Genomic DNA, 15,465 nt, shown 5'->3' with positions numbered 1-15,465 from the left:
CAGGAGTCGTCAGTTCTGCTTCTGCGCCTGGCCGTCGAAGGCCGCGCCGGGGTAGACCATCGGCCGCGGGATGCCGTGGTCGTCGAACGCGTCGGTGATCGCGCCGTTGAGCGCGCGCTGCACCGCCCACTGCCGGCCGGGGCTGACCCGCACGGTGATCCGCAGCGTGACGCCCTCCGGGCCGATCTTGTCGACACCGAGCACCTCGGGGGCCTCCAGCACGTCACCGGCGATGTCGTCCTGGGAGGCGCGCTCGGTGGCGGTGCTCCCGGCCAGCTCGGTGGCCTCCTCGACGTCGGCGTGGTGCGCGATCGGCAGGTCGACCACCGCGACCGCGTAGCCCTGGCTCATGTTGCCCACGCGCAGGATCTCGCCGTTGCGGACGTACCAGACGGTGCCCTTGATGTCGCGGATCGTGGTGATCCGCAGGCCGACCGCCTCGACGGTGCCGACGGCCTCCCCGACGTCGACGACGTCGCCGACGCCGTACTGGTCCTCCAGCAGCATGAACATGCCGGACAGGAAGTCGCGCACCAGGTTCTGCGCACCGAAACCGATGGCGAGCCCGATCACCCCGGCGCCGGCCAGCAACGGGCCCAGCGGGTAGCCGAGCTCGTTCATCACCATCATCACCGCGACGAGCAGCACGACCGCCGAGACGATCGAGCGCAGCACCGAGCCGATCGTGCGTGCCCGCTGCGCCCGTCGCTGCGTACCCGGGTCCGCCGCCGGCGCGACGGCGGCGCCGCCACCCGGACGCAGCCGGCGGGCCCGGCCCACCAGCGCGGTGAACCGGCCGTTGGTGGCGCCGTCGACCATCCGCGCGATCGCCCGGTGCGCCAGCCACCGGAACAGCACCGCGATCACGACGATCACGGTGATCGCCACGGTCCTGCTCACCAGGGTGTCCGCGTGCTGGGCCAGGAAGTCGTTGCTGGTCCAGCGGTAGAGCGTGGCGCACCACGAACCGGCGTCCTGCACGCAGTCCGGCATCAGCGTCATGTTCTGCAGGGGTACGTCGGGCAGCTCGACGGGGGTCACGAGTCCTCCTCGGGGGCGGTGAGGGCTGCGTCGGAACCCCCGAGGCTACGTCACCCTCCGGTGTGACGACGGTCGCGCACGTGGTCCGGAACCGACCGACGTCCCCGCAGGTCAGGGGCGGTCTCCGGAGGCCCGGCGACGGTACGCAGCGGCACCACGCCGGCCCAGGCGAGACCGGCGGCGACGTCGGCCTCGTCGTCGGACGGCGGCCCGGAGCGGCTCTTCACGCTGGCCTCGGTCAGGTCGAGCGCGAACACCGCGGTGGCGGCCAGCTCCCGGCGGTCCGGGCGGCGGGCGTGGTCCCATGCGCCCGGGGTGAGGTGCTCGACGATCACCCGCAGCGCGTGCAGACGCTCGTCGTCGCCGGTGACGCGGCGGGCGTCGCCGTGCACGACCGCGCTGCGGTAGTTCATCGAGAAGTGCATGAGCGCGCGGGCGTGCACGATGCCGTCGAGGTGGGTCACGGTCACGCAGCAGGGCAGCGTGTCGCCGGTCAGGTAGCGGGCCCCGGACGAGCCGTGCAGGTAGAGCGTGTCGCCGTCGCGGCCGTAGGCGGTCGGGAGGACGACGGGTGCGTCGTCGCGGACGAAGCCCAGGTGGGCGACGAGGCCGTCGTCGAGGACCGCGTGCAGGTCGGACCGGTCGACGGCGGCCCGGTCGCGCTTGCGGCCCAGCGTGCTGCGGGTGGTGGGGGAGAGCGTCACCAGCCGAGGATGGCTCTCGACGGTGGCATCCTGGAACGGCCACTTCCGGTCGCGGACGAAAGGCCACTGTGCAGGATCTCCCGATCGTCCTCGACCGCGCCGCGGCGACCCCACTGGCGGTCCAGCTCGCCGACGGTCTCCGCGCCGCGGCCGTGGGCGGGGCACTGCGCCCCGGTGACCGGCTGCCGTCGACCCGGGGGCTCGCGACGACGCTGCGGGTGAGCCGGACGGTCACCGCCGCCGCCTACGACCAACTGCTCGCCGAGGGCTGGGTCGCCGGCCGGGTCGGCGCGGGGACGTTCGTGACCGCGGTCCCCGGGCCCGCCCCGGCGGGCCCGGCCGCGCCCGCCGGGCCCCGGCCGCAGGCCGAGCCGTCGGTGCTGGACCCGGGGCGGCCGTGTGTCGCCGCGCTGGACCCCGCGATGTGGCGCCGCGCCTGGCGGGCCGCCGCCGATCCGCCCCCGGACGACCGGCCCCGCGCCGACGGGCTGCCCGCGTTCCACGACGCCGTCACCGGCCACCTGCTGCGTCACCGCGGGCTCACCCCGCCCGCGGGCACCGTGCTGGCCACCGCCGGGACCTCCGCCGCCGTCGCCGAGCTGGCCCGGCTGCTGCCTGCGGGGGCCACCGTCGCCGTCGAGGAGCCGGGGTACCCGCGGGCGGTCAGCGCACTGCGGGCCGCCGGGCTGCGGGTCGTCGGCGTGCCCGTGGACGACGACGGCCTGGTCGTCGACGCCGTCCCGGCCGGCTGCGCGGCCGTCTACACCACGCCCGCGCACCAGTTCCCGACCGCGGTGCGCCTGTCCGCCGCCCGCCGGGTCGCCCTGGTCGGGCGTGCCCGCGCCGAGGACTTCCTGGTCATCGAGGACGACTACGACGGGGAGCTCCGCTACGACGTCGCCCCGCTGCCCCTGCTCGCCGCGCTCGCGCCCGCCCACGTCGTGCACCTGGGCACCGCGAGCAAGATCCTCAGCCCGACGCTGGGGGTCGGCTGGGCGGTCGCGCCGCCCGCCGTCGTCGCCGCGTGGCGGGACCTGCGCGCCCGGACCGGCACCCGGCCGTCGCCCGCGGGGCAGCTGGTCCTCACCGCGCTCGCCGCACACGGCGACCTGTCCCGGCACCTGCGACGGCTGCGCCGCGAGCTCCGAGAGCGGCGGGCCCTGGTCCTGGACACCGCCCGCACGGCGGGCTGGGCCGCGCAGGGGGACCCGGCCGGGGCGCACCTCGTGCTGCGTCCGCCCGAGGGGGAGCGGGCCGCGATCGCCGCGGCCGCCCGGCGGGGCGTCGCCGTGCGCGGGCTGGCCGACTACCACCGGGACGGACCCGGCACGTCCGGCCTGGTCGTCGGGTACGCCGCCGGGACCCGGGCCGAGCTGACCGCCGCACTGGCGGCGCTGGTGGGGTGAGCGGCCGCCCGGCCGACGCCCGGCTGCGCGCCCCCGCGGAGCCGCCGCCTACCCTCGGGCCCCATGAGTGCCGACCGGGTGAAGGTCGCCGTCGTCTTCGGCGGCCGCAGTTCCGAGCACGCGATCTCGTGCGTGTCCGCGGGCAGCGTGCTGACCCACCTCGACCCGGAGCGGTTCGAGGCGGTCCCGGTCGGGATCACCCCGGACGGCGCGTGGGTGGTCGGCCCGTCCGACCCCGCCCGGCTGGCGATCTCCGGTCGCGAGCTGCCCGAGGTCGACGGGACCGCCGAGGCCCTGGTGCTGCCCGGCGAGCCGGGTCGGGGCCTGGTCCGCCTCGACGCGCGCGAGGCGCTGACCTCGGTCGACGTCGTCTTCCCGATCCTGCACGGGGCCTTCGGCGAGGACGGCACCATCCAGGGTCTGCTGGAGATGGCCGGGCTGCCCTACGTCGGCGCCGGCGTGCTGGCCTCCGCGGTCGGCATGGACAAGGAGTTCGCGAAGAAGCTGCTGCGCGCCGAGGGCCTGAACGTCGCCGACGGCGTCGTGCTCCGCCCCGGCACCGACATCGGGTTCGCCGACCGCGACCGGCTCGGGCTGCCGCTGTTCGTGAAGCCGGCCCGCGCCGGGTCCTCGATGGGCGTCACCCGGGTCACCGACCCGGCCGCGCTCGACGCCGCCGTCGCCGAGGCCCGCCGGCACGACCCGAAGGTGCTCGTCGAGGCGGCCGTGCCCGGCCGCGAGATCGAGTGCGCGGTGCTGGAGTTCCCCGACGGCAGCGTCCGCGCCAGCCTGCCCGCCGAGCTGCGCTACAACGGCGAGTTCTACGACTTCGAGTCCAAGTACCTCGACACCTCCGAGCTGCAGATCCCCGCCAAGCTCGACGACGAGATCACCGAGTCGCTGCGCTGGAAGGCGATCACCGCGTTCCGCGCGCTCGACGTGCAGGGCCTGGCCCGGGTCGACTTCTTCGTCACCGACGACGGCGACATCACCGTCAACGAGGTCAACACGATGCCCGGGTTCACCCCGAGCTCCGCGTTCCCGAAGATGTGGGCGGTCACCGGGCTCGACTACTCCGAGCTGCTCAGCACCATGGTCGACACCGCGCTGGCCCGCGGGACCGGGCTGCGGTAGCTACCGGACCCGCACCGGCTGCGGCGGGAGGGTGTCGACGACCGCGTCCGACACCGCCTGCAGCGGCCCCGGACCGGTCTCCGCGGGCGCGGACAGCTCCAGGTACACCCCGCGGTCGACGACGGCGTAGGTCGTCGCGAGCGCGCCCTGCGGGGTCGCCAGCGGCAGCCAGCTCACCCCGTTGACGACGATCAGCGGTGAGGTCGGCCCGAGCTCGGCCGGCCGTTCGGTGCCGCAGCGCAGCACCACCGGCTCCGGCTCGGCGACCCACGCCCGCGCGCCGGGGACCGGCGGGTCGATCTCGCGCGGCGCGAGGTCCCCGGTGTCGCCGGGGATGCCCGCCCCCAGGGCGCGCAGCACCGCGTCGCACGACGTCGACGACGCCTGCGGTGCGGCCTGCGCGGGCAGCTCCAGGGGGCCGGTGTCCGGCCCCGTCGTCAGGCGGGCCCAGACCGCGAGCCCCGCCACGACGAGGGCGAGCAGCAGGGGCAGCGCGATCGCCACCACGACCGGTGGTGACACGCGTGCCCCTGCCACGTCTCCGCCCGTCTCAGCTCAGCTTGACCACGGGGCAGGTGAGCGTCCGGGTGATCCCGTTGACGTTCTGCACCCGGGCCACGACCAGCCGGCCGAGCTCGTCGACGTCGTCCGCCTCGGCGCGCACGATCACGTCGTACGGGCCGGTGACGTCCTCGGCCGAGACCACGCCCGGCAGACCCCCGATCTCGGAGGCGACGGAGGCGGCCTTGCCGACCTCGGTCTGGACGAGGATGTATGCCTGCACCACGGCGTGCCCCTTTCCGGTAACTGCCGACCTGCCGGATGGTTGGCGGCAGGAATGTCGGACGCAGAACCTACCGGAGGCCGCCCCCGTGTCCCCATCCGCGATCACGCCCGAGGGCGGTTCCGAGACCGGTGTCTCACTCCGGGAGGTCGGTGAGTTCGCACTGATCGACCGGGTCACCACGGACCGTGTCCAACCGGCTACGACGGAGCTCGGTCCCGGGGACGACTCGGCCGTCGTCACCGCCGCCGACGGGCGGGTCGTCGCCTGCACCGACGTGCTCGTCGAGGGCGTGCACTTCCGGCTCGACTGGTCGAGTCCCGAGCAGGTCGGGCGCAAGGCCGCCGCCGCGAACCTGGCCGACATCGCCGCGATGGGGGCGGTGCCGACGTCGCTGCTGGTGGGGTTGGCCTGCCCCTCGTCGACGCCCGCGGCGCAGCTGGAGCAGCTGGCCGACGGGCTGTGGGCCGAGGCCCGCTCGACCGGTGCCGGGCTGGTCGGGGGCGACCTGACCTCGGCGCCGGTGATCGTCGTCTCGGTGACGGCGCTGGGGGACCTGCAGGGCCGGGCCCCGGTGCTGCGCTCCGGGGCCCGGGCGGGGGACCGGATCGCGGTCTGCGGGCGGCTGGGCTGGTCCGCGGCCGGGCTGGCGGTGCTCGGGCGCGGGTTCCGCTCCCCGGCGGCGCTGGTCGACGCGCACCGGGTCCCGGAACCGCCCTACTCCGCCGGTCCGCAGGCCGCCGACGCCGGCGCCACATCCATGATCGACGTCTCGGACGGCCTGCTGGCCGACCTGGCACACGTCGCGCGGGCCTCGGGGGTGGCGCTGCGGCTGCGGTCGCGGCCGTTCACGGTGGCCCCGCGGATGGCGGAGATCGCGTCCGCGCTGGGCCTGGACCCGCTGCGCTGGGTCCTGACCGGTGGTGAGGACCACGCGCTGGCGGCGACCTTCCCCGGGGACGCGCCGCTGCCCGAGGGCTGGACCGAGGTGGGGGCGGTGGAGGCACCGGACGAGGCGGGCCCGGGGGTCACCGTCGACGGCCGTCCCTACGACGGCGACGGCGGCTGGGTCCACTTCGCGAAAGACTGATTCCACATCGTGCTTGCGCGGCGCCGGGACGGGTGACATCGTGCCCTCACGATCGGGCGATTCGGGCACGTGTCGCGATTCGCCCCGCACCGGAGGGGTGTCACCGTGGACAACCTGGGCGTACTCAGCCTGCTCGCTCTCACCCCCATCCTCGTCGTCGCGGTTTTGCTGGTCGGGCTGCGCTGGCCCGCGAAGTACGCGATGCCGCTCGGCTTCGTCGCGGCGGCCCTGATCGGGTCGCTGGTCTGGGGGATGGGCACCACCGCGATCGTCGCGTCGACGATCGAGGGCCTGATCATCGCGGTCGGCCTGCTCTACATCATCTTCGGTGCGCTGCTGCTGCTGCAGACGCTCACCCAGAGCGGCGCGCTCGCGACGATCCGTGCCGGGTTCACCGGCATCAGCCCGGACCGGCGGGTCCAGGCGATCATCATCGGCTGGCTGTTCGGGTCGTTCATCGAGGGTGCGTCGGGGTTCGGGACCCCGGCAGCCGTCGTCGCGCCGTTGTTGCTGGCGCTCGGCTTCCCGGCGCTGGCCGCGGTGCTGGTCGGCATGGTGATCCAGTCGACGCCGGTCAGCTTCGGCGCCGCCGGGACGCCCGTACTCACCGGCATCGGGCAGGGGCTGTCCGGGTCGGCGGAGGTCGACGCGCGCACCGCTGCGCTCGGCCTGGACGCGACCGGCTACCTGTCCGCGATCGGGTTCGAGGTCGCGGCGCTGCACGCCGTCGCCGGGACGCTCATCCCACTGTTCCTGGTGTGCCTGCTGACCCGCTTCTTCGGGGAGAACCGCAGCTTCGCCGAGGGCCTCGCGGTCGCCCCGTTCGCGCTCTACGCCGCGTTCGCGATGACCGTGCCCTACGTGCTGGTCGCCGCGCTGCTCGGCCCGGAGTTCCCGTCACTGCTCGGCGGGCTCGTCGGGCTGGCGCTGGTGATGTTCACCTCCAGCCGCGGCTTCCTCATGCCGCGCACGGTGTGGGACTTCCCGCCGCGCGAGCGGTGGCTCGACCGCTGGACCGGCGCCATCTCCGCGGGTGCCGACGACGGCGTCACCGGCACCCGGATGAGCACCTGGCTGGCCTGGTCGCCCTACGTGCTCGTCGCGGCGGTGCTGGTGCTGACCCGCACCGTCGCACCGGTGAAGGACGCGCTGTCGGGAATCACCGTCGGACCCGCGGACATCCTCGGGACCGGCATCGACGAGACGCTGCAGCCGCTCTACTCGCCGGGCGCGGTGTTCCTGCTGGTCTGTCTGGTCACCTACGGCCTGCACCGGATGAACGGCCGCCAGGTCGCGACGTCATGGGCCGTGTCGGGACGCCAGCTCGCCGGTGCCGCGGTCGCGCTGCTGTTCGCGCTGCCGCTGGTCCGCATCCTGATCAACTCCGGTGCCGAGCTGAACACGACCGGGCTGGCCTCGATGCCGCTGACGCTGGCCGAGGGGGCCGCCGCCGTCGCCGGGCCGGCCTGGCCGGTCCTGGCACCGTGGATCGGCGCCCTGGGGGCCTTCGTCGCCGGGTCGAACACGGTGTCCAACCTGACGTTCGCCCTGTTCCAGTTCGCGACCGCGGAGAACATCGGCGCCACCCCGGAGACGGTGGTCGCGGCCCAGGCGGTCGGCGGCGCCGCCGGGAACATGATCACCGTGCACAACGTCGTCGCCGCGTCGGCGACGGTGGGGCTGCTCGGCCGGGAGGGCGACGTGATCCGGATGACGATCATCCCGATGACGTACTACTGCCTGCTCTCGGGCGGGCTGGCGTTCGTGCTGATCCACGGCGTCGGGCTCAACACCGGCACGGTGCTGCTCACCCTGGTGCTGCTGACACTGGCCGCGATCGTGGTGGGCCTGCGGCGGGCGGCGACCCGGCTGCCGGCCTGACCCGGAGACGACGACGGCCCGGTCCCCATCGCTGCGGGGACCGGGCCGTCGTCGTGTGGATCAGGAGCCGCGACGCCAGAACAGCAGCACCCGGCGCAGCCGGCTCCGCAGGCTCGGGTGACCGGGCACCGACCGCTGCGGGGCCGGGAACTGCCGGAACTCCGCGGGCGGCGGGGTCAGGTGGGCCGCCGGGAGGGTGGGCGGGTCCATCGCGACCAGGGTCTGGGGGAAGTGGCGCGCATCGGGCGACGGGGTCTTCTCGGGGTGCACGGTCGTCTCCTCCACGGCCGGTCCATCGCTCGCGGTGGTCGGGTCGTTACCGACGGCCTGCTGCATCTCCGGCCTCCTCACGGTCTCGGGCGGGGCGCATCGCCGGGACCCGTACCCGCCGGGGCCGGGGTCCACCCGCACGGGCCGCATCCGGGACGGGGCACCGCCGGGCCCGGGAGGCGAGCGCGGGGCGGCGGTGCCTGCACACCCAGGGTACCGACGTGACGTGCTCCGGAGACGTGTGCGGTGGCTCACCCGGCACGCCGTCGGAGACCCGGGTGCTCGCTACGGTGAGTGCCGAGCAGGTGGGACGGGTGGACGGAGCGGGCGTGTCGGGGCTGGTGGCGGTGGTGGCGTGGGCCGCCCTGGCGGGGTGGATCGCCGCCGGTGTGCTGCTCGTACTGGCCCACCGGCGGCTGGAGCGGCTCGAGCGGGAGCACACCGCCCGCAAGTGGGACATCGTCGCGCTGCGTGCCCAGCTGCGGGCGTTGCACCGGCGGCCGGACGAGCTGTCCGACCCCGCCGCGTCCACCGGTGCCGGCCCGTCCGTGCCGCGGCACCCCGGAGGTGACCCCGGGTCCCCGGTCCCGGCCGGCGGGACGCCCGGGCGTACCCGGACGGCCGGCGCCACGGCATGGCGCCGGTCGCACCGGCGCCCGGTGGGCCGTACCCGGCGGCGTCCCTCCTGACGGGGGGCGGGGGTCAGCGCCGTGGCACCGCCGCCCCCCGGATGCTCGCGTCCAGCAGCTGCACCGGGTGCAGCAGCGGAACGTCGGCGAAGTCCTCGTTCGGCAGGTACTTGCCGATCTGCAGCAGACAGCCCGGGTTCGCGGTGACCACGACGTCCGGCTTCGCGTCGCGGATCTTCTCCGCCTTCCGCACGCCCAGATCGGCGGCCGCGTCCGGCTTCACCATGTTGTAGATGCCGGCCGAGCCGCAGCACAGCGACGCCTCGGCGATGTCGACGAGCTCCAGCTCGGGGATGGTCCGGAGCACCTCGCGCGGCTGGTTACGGACGCCCTGGGCGTGCCCGAGGTGACAGGCGTCGTGGTAGGCGACGCGGCCGGTGACCGGGGTCCGCGGGGCGCGGGGGCCGCCGTCGTCCTCCCGGGAGTACAGGTCGGCCAGGACCTCGTGCACGTCGCGGCAGCGGGCGGAGAAGCGCGCCGCGCGCTCGGCCCAGGCGGGGTCGTCGGCGAGCAGGTGGCCGTAGTCCTTCATCGACGAGCCGCAGCCCGCGACGTTCGTGACCACCGCGTCGACGTCGAGGGTCTCGAAGCGGGCGATGGTGCGCCGGGCCCGGTCCAGCGCGGACTCCTCGCGCCCGGCGTGCACCTCCAGCGCGCCGCAGCACTGCTGGTCGCGGGGGACGAGCACGTCGCAGCCCTCGGCGGCGAGCACCCGCACGGTGGCCTCGTTGACCCGGTGGAAGAACACGTCCTGCACGCAGCCGGTGAGCAGTGCGACCCGGGCCCGGCGGGTGCCGACCGCGGGGGTGTGCACCGGGAGCGTCGCGAACGCCTCGCGCACCGAGACCGGCGGCAGCAGCGACTCCATCGCCGCGAGCTGACCGGGCAGCTTCTCGGCGAGCTTCCGGATCGCGGGGACCTTCCGCAGCTGCTGGTACAGCGCGCCGGGCAGGGCGGCCGCCCGCAGCCGTCGCTTGTAGGGGAACAGCGCGAAGATCGCGTCGCGGAACAGCTTGTCCGACGTACTGCGGGGCACGTTGCGCTCGATCTGCGGGCGCACCGACTCCAGCAGCTTGTCGTACTGCACCCCGGACGGGCAGGCGGTCACGCACGCCATGCAGCCCAGGCAGTTGTCCATGTGCTCGGTGAACGGCCCGTCGAGGCCGATGTCGCCCTTCTCGGCCAGGTCCATCAGCAGGATCCGGCCGCGCGGGGAGTCCATCTCCTCGCCCCACAGCACGTAGGTGGGGCAGGTCGGCAGGCAGAAGCCGCAGTGGACGCAGTCGTCGAGCAGCTCGCGCTGCGGCGGGTGGACGTCGTCGAACGCGCTCGGGCCCTGCTGGGGGATCTTGGTCTCGGCCGCCCCGGTCGGGGTGCCTGCGGGCTCGTGGGTGCTCGTCATGCGTGCCTCACATCCAGGGAGCGAAGCGACCGGCGGCGAACCGGGCCTCGGGGTCGAGCTGGGTCTTGACGGCCCTGAGCAGGGCGAGTGCGGACGGTGCGGGGCCCCACGCGGGGGCGTCGAGGGTCTCGGGCCGGTCACGCAGCACGCTGGTGCCACCGACCGCGGCGACGGCGTCGTGCACCTCCGCGACGGCGGCCCCCGGCACGGTGACGGTCGCGACGCCGGTCGCGAGGCCGGCCGTGACGGCGGTGGCGGGCAGCTGCTCCACCAGCGGCGCCAGCCGGGTCGGTGCGCACCCGATCCGGACGACGGCGCCGTCGAGGGCGAGTCCGTCGCCGTCACCGCCGGCGTGCGGACCGTCGGTCAGCGACGTGTGGGCGTCCCACGCGTCCGCGCCCACCTCCCGGGCGTCGGCGCCGAGCAGCTCACGCAGCCGCTCCACCCGCGCGGGCAGGGTCCGGGCGCCGCCCTCCAACCGGACCAGCAGGCGTCCCGGGTCACCGGACACCCACTCGACGGCGATCGGCTCCAGCGGGCTGGCCATCAGCTCCAGCACCCGCGACGCGGCCTCGGCCACCGGGCCGTCGACGCCCACGCAGGCGACGGCCTTCGGGACCGGGTGCAGCCGCAGGACGACCTCGACCAGCGGGCCGAAGGTGCCGTAGGAGCCGTGCATCAGCTTGGCCATGTCGTAGCCGGCGACGTTCTTGATGACGTGCCCGCCGGAGCGGACCATCGTGCCGTCGGCGAGTACCGAGGTGGTGCCGATGACCAGGTCCCGCAGACCGCCCCAGACCAGGGCGGACGGGCCGGCGTCGGCGGTGGCGAGGAGCCCGCCGACCGTGGCGCCGCGGGCGACCCGGGCGGCGTCGAACGCGAGGCGCTGACCGTGCTCGGCCAGCTGCTCCTGCAGCGCGCGGACCGGGGTCCCGGCGTGCACCGAGACGGTCATGTCGCCGGGGTTGTGGTGGATCACCCCGGACAGCGCGGAGAGGTCGAGCGTCGCGGCGACGTCGTCGGCCGCGCGGCCGGCCCAGCCGGTGGCGGTGCCGGCGCCGGTGATCGCGAGGCGGCCGGGGGTGTCCAGGACGGCGTCCCGGACCTCCTTCGCCGAGGTGGGGCGCAGCGTGGTGGGAGCAGCGCGTGTCATGTCGTCGGGCCCTTCCGGGTCTCGTACGGGTCGGTCGGACAGGTCGGCCGGACGGGTCACAGCCGTTCGATCAGGCCCGCCTCCTCCAGCGGGTGCGGCCGGTAGAGCCCCGGCTTCTCCCCGCACAGCCGCGGGGTGGGCAGGAGCTTGCCGGGGTTGCAGATGTGGTCGGGGTCGAAGCCGTCGCGGATGCGGCGCATGACGGCCAGGTCGTCCTCGCCGAACATCCGCGGCATGGAGCAGGCCTTGTCGGTGCCGATGCCGTGCTCGCCCGACAGCGAGCCGCCCATCTCGACGCACAGCTCCGCGATCTGTGCCGACAGGTGCTCGGCCTGCTCGGTCTGGCCCTCGGCGGCGGAGAACAGGACCAGCGGGTGCAGGTTGCCGTCGCCGGCGTGGAAGACGTTCGCGACGCGCAGCCCGGCGTCGGTGCCCATCTCGTCGATCCGTTCGAGGATCTCGGCGAGCCGGGTCCGGGGGACCACGCCGTCCTGGACGATGTAGTCCGGCGAGATCCGGCCGACCGCGGCGAACGCGGCCTTGCGGCCTCGCCAGATGTTCGCCCTCTCCTCGGGGGAGCCCGCGATGTGCAGCCGGGTGCAGCCGTGCCGGTCGCAGATCTCCTTGACCAGCGCGAACTGCTCCTCGCACTCCTCGACGGTCCCGTCCAGCTCGACGACGAGTGCGGCCGGGGTGTCGAGGGAGTAGCCGGCGCCGGTGGCGCCCTCGGCGGCCTCGATGGCCAGCGCGTCCATCATCTCGACCGCGGCGGGCACGATCCCGGCCGCGACGATGTCGGAGACGACCTGCCCGCCCGCCGACACCGACGGGAAGTCCGCCAGCAGCGTGCGCATGACCTCGGGGGTGCGCAGCAGCCGGACGGTGACCTTCGTGACGATGCCGAGCGTGCCCTCGGATCCGAGGAACACCCCGCGCAGGTCGGGCCCGGACTGCTCCATCGTGTCCGAGCCGAGGGTGACCACCTCGCCGTCGGGGAGCACGACCTCCATCGACAGCACGTGGTTGGTGGTGAAGCCGTACTTGAGGCAGTGCGCGCCGCCGGAGTTCTCCGCGACGTTGCCGCCGATCGTGCACACCTGCTGGCTCGACGGGTCCGGGGCGTAGTAGAGCCCGTACGGCGACGCGGCCGCGGTGATCTCGAGGTTCGTGACGCCCGGCTCCAGCACCGCTCGCCGGTTCTCCGGGTCGACCTCGAGCACCCGGTTGAGCCGGTTCAGCCCGATGACGACGCCCTCGGCCACCGGCAGCGCGCCGCCGGACAGGCCGGTCCCGGCGCCGCGGGCGACGAACGGGATCCGGTGCCGGGCGCAGATCCGCACGCACCCGGCGACGTCCTCGGCGGTGCGGGGCAGCAGGACCAGCTCGGGGACGACCCGGCTGCCGGTCAGGCCGTCGCACTCGTAGGTGCGGGTACGGACCGGGTCGTCGAGCACGTCCGCCGCGCCCAGGAGGGCGACGAACTCGTCGTGGATCGAGCGGGCCAGAGGCATCGCTGCACTCCCTTGCTGCGCGTGGCGGGGCTCACGGGAGGGTACGTCGACACGGTGACGCCACGCCTGTTCGACGTCGCGGCCAAGGTCCGTGTCACTTCCGTGATGCGGAAAAGATAATCCACTGGTAGAAATACGACCAGTTCTGACATCCACACGGAGAGGGTGGTCACAGATGGCCGACACCGCCGGCCTGCAGATCGACCAGCACCTGAGGTCCTTCGTCGAGGGCGAGCTCCTGTCCGACGTCGACCTCACGGCGGACGACTTCTGGGCGACCCTGGCCGGGCTCCAGGAGCGCTTCGCCCCGAGGATCGCCGACGCACTGGCCCGTCGCGACGAGATCCAGTCGCGCATCGACGAGTGGCACCGCGAGCACGGGGCCGGGTCGGTCGAGGAGTACGCGACGTTCCTCACCGAGCTCGGCTACCTGCTCCCGGAGAAGTCCCCGACCATCGGCGTCGACCGGGTCGACCCGGAGATCGCCGAGGTCCCCGGCCCGCAGCTGGTCGTGCCCTCGACCGTCCCGCGCTACGCGCTCAACGCCGCCAACGCCCGCTGGGGCTCGCTGTTCGACGCCTTCTACGGCACCGACGCGCTCCCGCAGGACGGCGAGCTCGCACAGGGCTACGACGAGCGCCGCGGCGCGCAGGTGATCACCGCCGCCGACGAGCTGCTCGACGAGCTGTTCCCGCTCGCGAAGGGCCGCCACGCCGACGCCACCGCCTACCGGGCCTCGACCGACGGGCTCGTCGTCGACACCGGCGCGACCGGCACGGTCGGGCTGGCCGACCCCGCGCAGTTCGCCGGGTTCCGCCCGGTCGACGGCGACGGACGCGGCGCGGTCCTGCTGACCCGCAACGGGCTGCACCTGGAGATCACGATCGACCCGACCACCCGGGTCGGCACCCAGCACCACGCCGACGTCGCCGACGTCGTGCTCGAGTCCGCGGTCACCACGATCGTGGACCTCGAGGACTCCGTCGCGACCGTGGACGGCGAGGACAAGGCGCTGGCCTACCGCACCTGGCTCGGGCTGCTGCGCGGCGACCTGACCGCCGAGTTCCGCAAGGGCGGGAGGACCGTCACCCGCCGGGTCAACCCGGACCGCGAGTACACCGCGGCCGACGGCTCCGACCTCACCCTGCCCGGGCGCTCGCTGATGCTGGTCCGCAACTGCGGCCACCACATGACGACGAACGCGGTGCGCACCGCCGACGGCGCCGAGGTCGCCGAGGGCGTGCTCGACGCGCTCGTCTCGGCCGTCGCCGGGCTCTACGACCTGCAGGGGAAGGGCCCGCACACCAACTCCCGCGCGGGCAGCGTCTACATCGTCAAGCCCAAGCAGCACGGGCCCGAGGAGGTCGCGCTCACCGTCGAGCTGTTCGGCGCGGTCGAGGAGGCCCTGGGGCTGCAGGCGAACACGCTCAAGATCGGCATCATGGACGAGGAGAAGCGGACCACGGTCAACCTCTCCGCCTGCATCGCCGAGGCCGCGAACCGGGTCATCTTCGTCAACACCGGCTTCCTGGACCGCACCGGCGACGAGATCCACACCTGCTTCGCCGCGGGCCCGGTGCTGCGCAAGGGCGACATGAAGTCCACCACCTGGCTGAAGACCTACGAGGACCGCAACGTCGACGTCGCGCTCGCGGCCGGGTTCGCGCACACCGCGCAGGTCGGCAAGGGCATGTGGGCCAAGCCCGCCGCCATGGCCGAGATGATCGAGCAGAAGATCGGCCACCCGAAGGCCGGTGCGAACTGCGCGTGGGTGCCCTCGCCCACCGCGGCCACCCTGCACGCGCTGCACTACCTGCGCGTCGACGTGCACGCGGTGCAGGACGAGATCGCCTCCCGCACCACCGCGGACCGCCGCAACCTGCTCGAGGTCCCGGTGACCGACGCGTCGTCGCTGTCGGCGCAGGATGTGACCCACGAGCTGGAGACCAACGCCCAGTCGATCCTCGGCTACGTGGTGCGCTGGGTCGGCATGGGCATCGGCTGCTCCACCGTCCCGGACCTGGAGGGCGTCGGGCTGATGGAGGACCGCGCCACCCTGCGGATCTCCGCCCAGCTGGTCGCGAACTGGCTCGCCCACGGCGTGGTCGACGAGCAGACCGTGCGGGACACCTTCGCCCGGATGGCCGCCGTCGTCGACGAGCAGAACGCCGGCGAGGACGGCTACCCCGCGATGGCGAAGGACCTGGAGTCCAGCGAGTCGTTCCAGGCCGCGCTGGAGCTGGTGTTCAGCGGGGCGACCGAGCCCAACGGCTACACCGAGCGGACGCTGACCCGCTGGCGTCAGCGGGCCAAGGCCGCGGCCTAGGCCGCACCACCACCGTCGACGACGACGCCCCCGGGACCGGTTCCCGGGGGCGTCGTCGCGTTCCGAGGAGGAGA

At 74.3% G+C, this 15,465-nt stretch carries 14 protein-coding genes; 6 read left to right on the top strand and 8 right to left on the bottom strand.

All coding sequences use genetic code 11. From position 1 onward, the window contains the following. Positions 1-9: 9 nt before the first annotated feature. Positions 10-1,041, bottom strand: a complete 1,032-nt coding sequence (locus AC0GKK_RS08255; protein WP_489883521.1) for a mechanosensitive ion channel family protein — start codon at positions 1,039-1,041, stop codon at positions 10-12. 50 nt (positions 1,042-1,091) lie between these two features. Further along, entirely contained in the window at positions 1,092-1,745 is a 654-nt protein-coding gene (locus AC0GKK_RS08250) for a pyridoxamine 5'-phosphate oxidase family protein (protein WP_489883520.1), read from the bottom strand. A gap of 68 nt (positions 1,746-1,813) precedes the next feature. On the opposite strand from AC0GKK_RS08250, the gene pdxR reads away from it, so the two are divergent. After that, the gene (pdxR, locus tag AC0GKK_RS08245; RefSeq protein ID WP_489883519.1) at positions 1,814-3,151 is read left to right on the top strand and encodes a MocR-like pyridoxine biosynthesis transcription factor PdxR; all 1,338 of its coding nucleotides are present in this window, start codon (positions 1,814-1,816) and stop codon (positions 3,149-3,151) included. 63 nt (positions 3,152-3,214) lie between these two features. Continuing rightward, positions 3,215-4,285 carry a D-alanine--D-alanine ligase family protein gene (locus AC0GKK_RS08240; protein WP_062400911.1) on the top strand — a complete coding sequence of 357 codons (1,071 nt, stop codon included), beginning with the start codon at positions 3,215-3,217 and terminating at the stop codon, positions 4,283-4,285. Here AC0GKK_RS08240 and AC0GKK_RS08235 read toward each other — a convergent pair whose 3' ends face one another. Both AC0GKK_RS08235 and AC0GKK_RS08230 read right to left on the bottom strand, forming a co-directional pair. Beyond that, positions 4,286-4,822, bottom strand: a complete 537-nt coding sequence (locus tag AC0GKK_RS08235) for a DUF3515 domain-containing protein (RefSeq protein WP_405418703.1) — start codon at positions 4,820-4,822, stop codon at positions 4,286-4,288. A gap of 13 nt (positions 4,823-4,835) precedes the next feature. Further along, positions 4,836-5,072, bottom strand: a complete 237-nt coding sequence (locus AC0GKK_RS08230) for an Lrp/AsnC family transcriptional regulator (RefSeq protein WP_020627802.1) — start codon at positions 5,070-5,072, stop codon at positions 4,836-4,838. A gap of 100 nt (positions 5,073-5,172) precedes the next feature. Between AC0GKK_RS08230 and AC0GKK_RS08225 the strand changes: the two genes are divergently transcribed. Beyond that, on the top strand, positions 5,173-6,159 hold the full coding sequence (locus AC0GKK_RS08225) for a thiamine-phosphate kinase (protein ID WP_489883997.1): 987 nt from the start codon (positions 5,173-5,175) through the stop codon (positions 6,157-6,159). Between the two features lie 105 nt (positions 6,160-6,264). After that, positions 6,265-8,040 carry an L-lactate permease gene (locus AC0GKK_RS08220; RefSeq protein ID WP_489883518.1) on the top strand — a complete coding sequence of 592 codons (1,776 nt, stop codon included), beginning with the start codon at positions 6,265-6,267 and terminating at the stop codon, positions 8,038-8,040. 60 nt (positions 8,041-8,100) lie between these two features. On the opposite strand, the gene AC0GKK_RS08215 is transcribed toward AC0GKK_RS08220, so the two are convergent. After that, positions 8,101-8,376: a hypothetical protein gene (locus AC0GKK_RS08215; RefSeq protein ID WP_073578221.1), complete on the bottom strand. Its 276-nt coding sequence runs from the start codon at positions 8,374-8,376 to the stop codon at positions 8,101-8,103. A gap of 248 nt (positions 8,377-8,624) precedes the next feature. Between AC0GKK_RS08215 and AC0GKK_RS08210 the strand changes: the two genes are divergently transcribed. After that, a complete protein-coding gene (locus AC0GKK_RS08210) occupies positions 8,625-8,999 on the top strand; it encodes a hypothetical protein (protein ID WP_100879954.1) in 375 nt (124 codons plus the stop codon). 13 nt (positions 9,000-9,012) lie between these two features. Here the strand turns inward: AC0GKK_RS08210 and AC0GKK_RS08205 are convergent, their stop codons facing one another. From AC0GKK_RS08205 to AC0GKK_RS08195, 3 genes are read right to left on the bottom strand one after another with little or no spacing between them, the layout of a single operon-like run. Continuing rightward, positions 9,013-10,401: a (Fe-S)-binding protein gene (locus AC0GKK_RS08205; RefSeq protein ID WP_405418697.1), complete on the bottom strand. Its 1,389-nt coding sequence runs from the start codon at positions 10,399-10,401 to the stop codon at positions 9,013-9,015. Between the two features lie 7 nt (positions 10,402-10,408). Continuing rightward, positions 10,409-11,554, bottom strand: coding sequence for an FAD-binding oxidoreductase (locus tag AC0GKK_RS08200; protein WP_476654112.1), 1,146 nt, complete (start codon positions 11,552-11,554; stop codon positions 10,409-10,411). 56 nt (positions 11,555-11,610) lie between these two features. Then, the gene (locus AC0GKK_RS08195) at positions 11,611-13,065 is read right to left on the bottom strand and encodes an FAD-binding oxidoreductase (protein ID WP_208821073.1); all 1,455 of its coding nucleotides are present in this window, start codon (positions 13,063-13,065) and stop codon (positions 11,611-11,613) included. Between the two features lie 175 nt (positions 13,066-13,240). On the opposite strand from AC0GKK_RS08195, the gene AC0GKK_RS08190 reads away from it, so the two are divergent. Further along, positions 13,241-15,391 carry a malate synthase G gene (locus AC0GKK_RS08190; protein WP_489883517.1) on the top strand — a complete coding sequence of 717 codons (2,151 nt, stop codon included), beginning with the start codon at positions 13,241-13,243 and terminating at the stop codon, positions 15,389-15,391. Positions 15,392-15,465: the final 74 nt, after the last annotated feature.

The sequence above is a fragment of the Pseudonocardia sp. P-1 genome (assembly GCF_058111925.1).
The sequence above is the reverse complement of the archived record's forward strand: the minus strand, read 5'-3'. Positions and strand labels throughout refer to the sequence as shown.

Excerpts from the sequence above, each read along its gene's own strand:
- AC0GKK_RS08200 (WP_476654112.1), bottom strand. The coding sequence starts at position 11,554 with ATGACACGCGCTGCTCCCACCACGCTGCGCCCCACCTCGGCGAAGGAG.
- AC0GKK_RS08205 (WP_405418697.1), bottom strand. The coding sequence starts at position 10,401 with ATGACGAGCACCCACGAGCCCGCAGGCACCCCGACCGGGGCGGCCGAG.
- AC0GKK_RS08195 (WP_208821073.1), bottom strand. The coding sequence starts at position 13,065 with ATGCCTCTGGCCCGCTCGATCCACGACGAGTTCGTCGCCCTCCTGGGC.
- AC0GKK_RS08240 (WP_062400911.1), top strand. The coding sequence starts at position 3,215 with ATGAGTGCCGACCGGGTGAAGGTCGCCGTCGTCTTCGGCGGCCGCAGT.
- AC0GKK_RS08190 (WP_489883517.1), top strand. The coding sequence starts at position 13,241 with ATGGCCGACACCGCCGGCCTGCAGATCGACCAGCACCTGAGGTCCTTC.
- AC0GKK_RS08215 (WP_073578221.1), bottom strand. The coding sequence starts at position 8,376 with ATGCAGCAGGCCGTCGGTAACGACCCGACCACCGCGAGCGATGGACCG.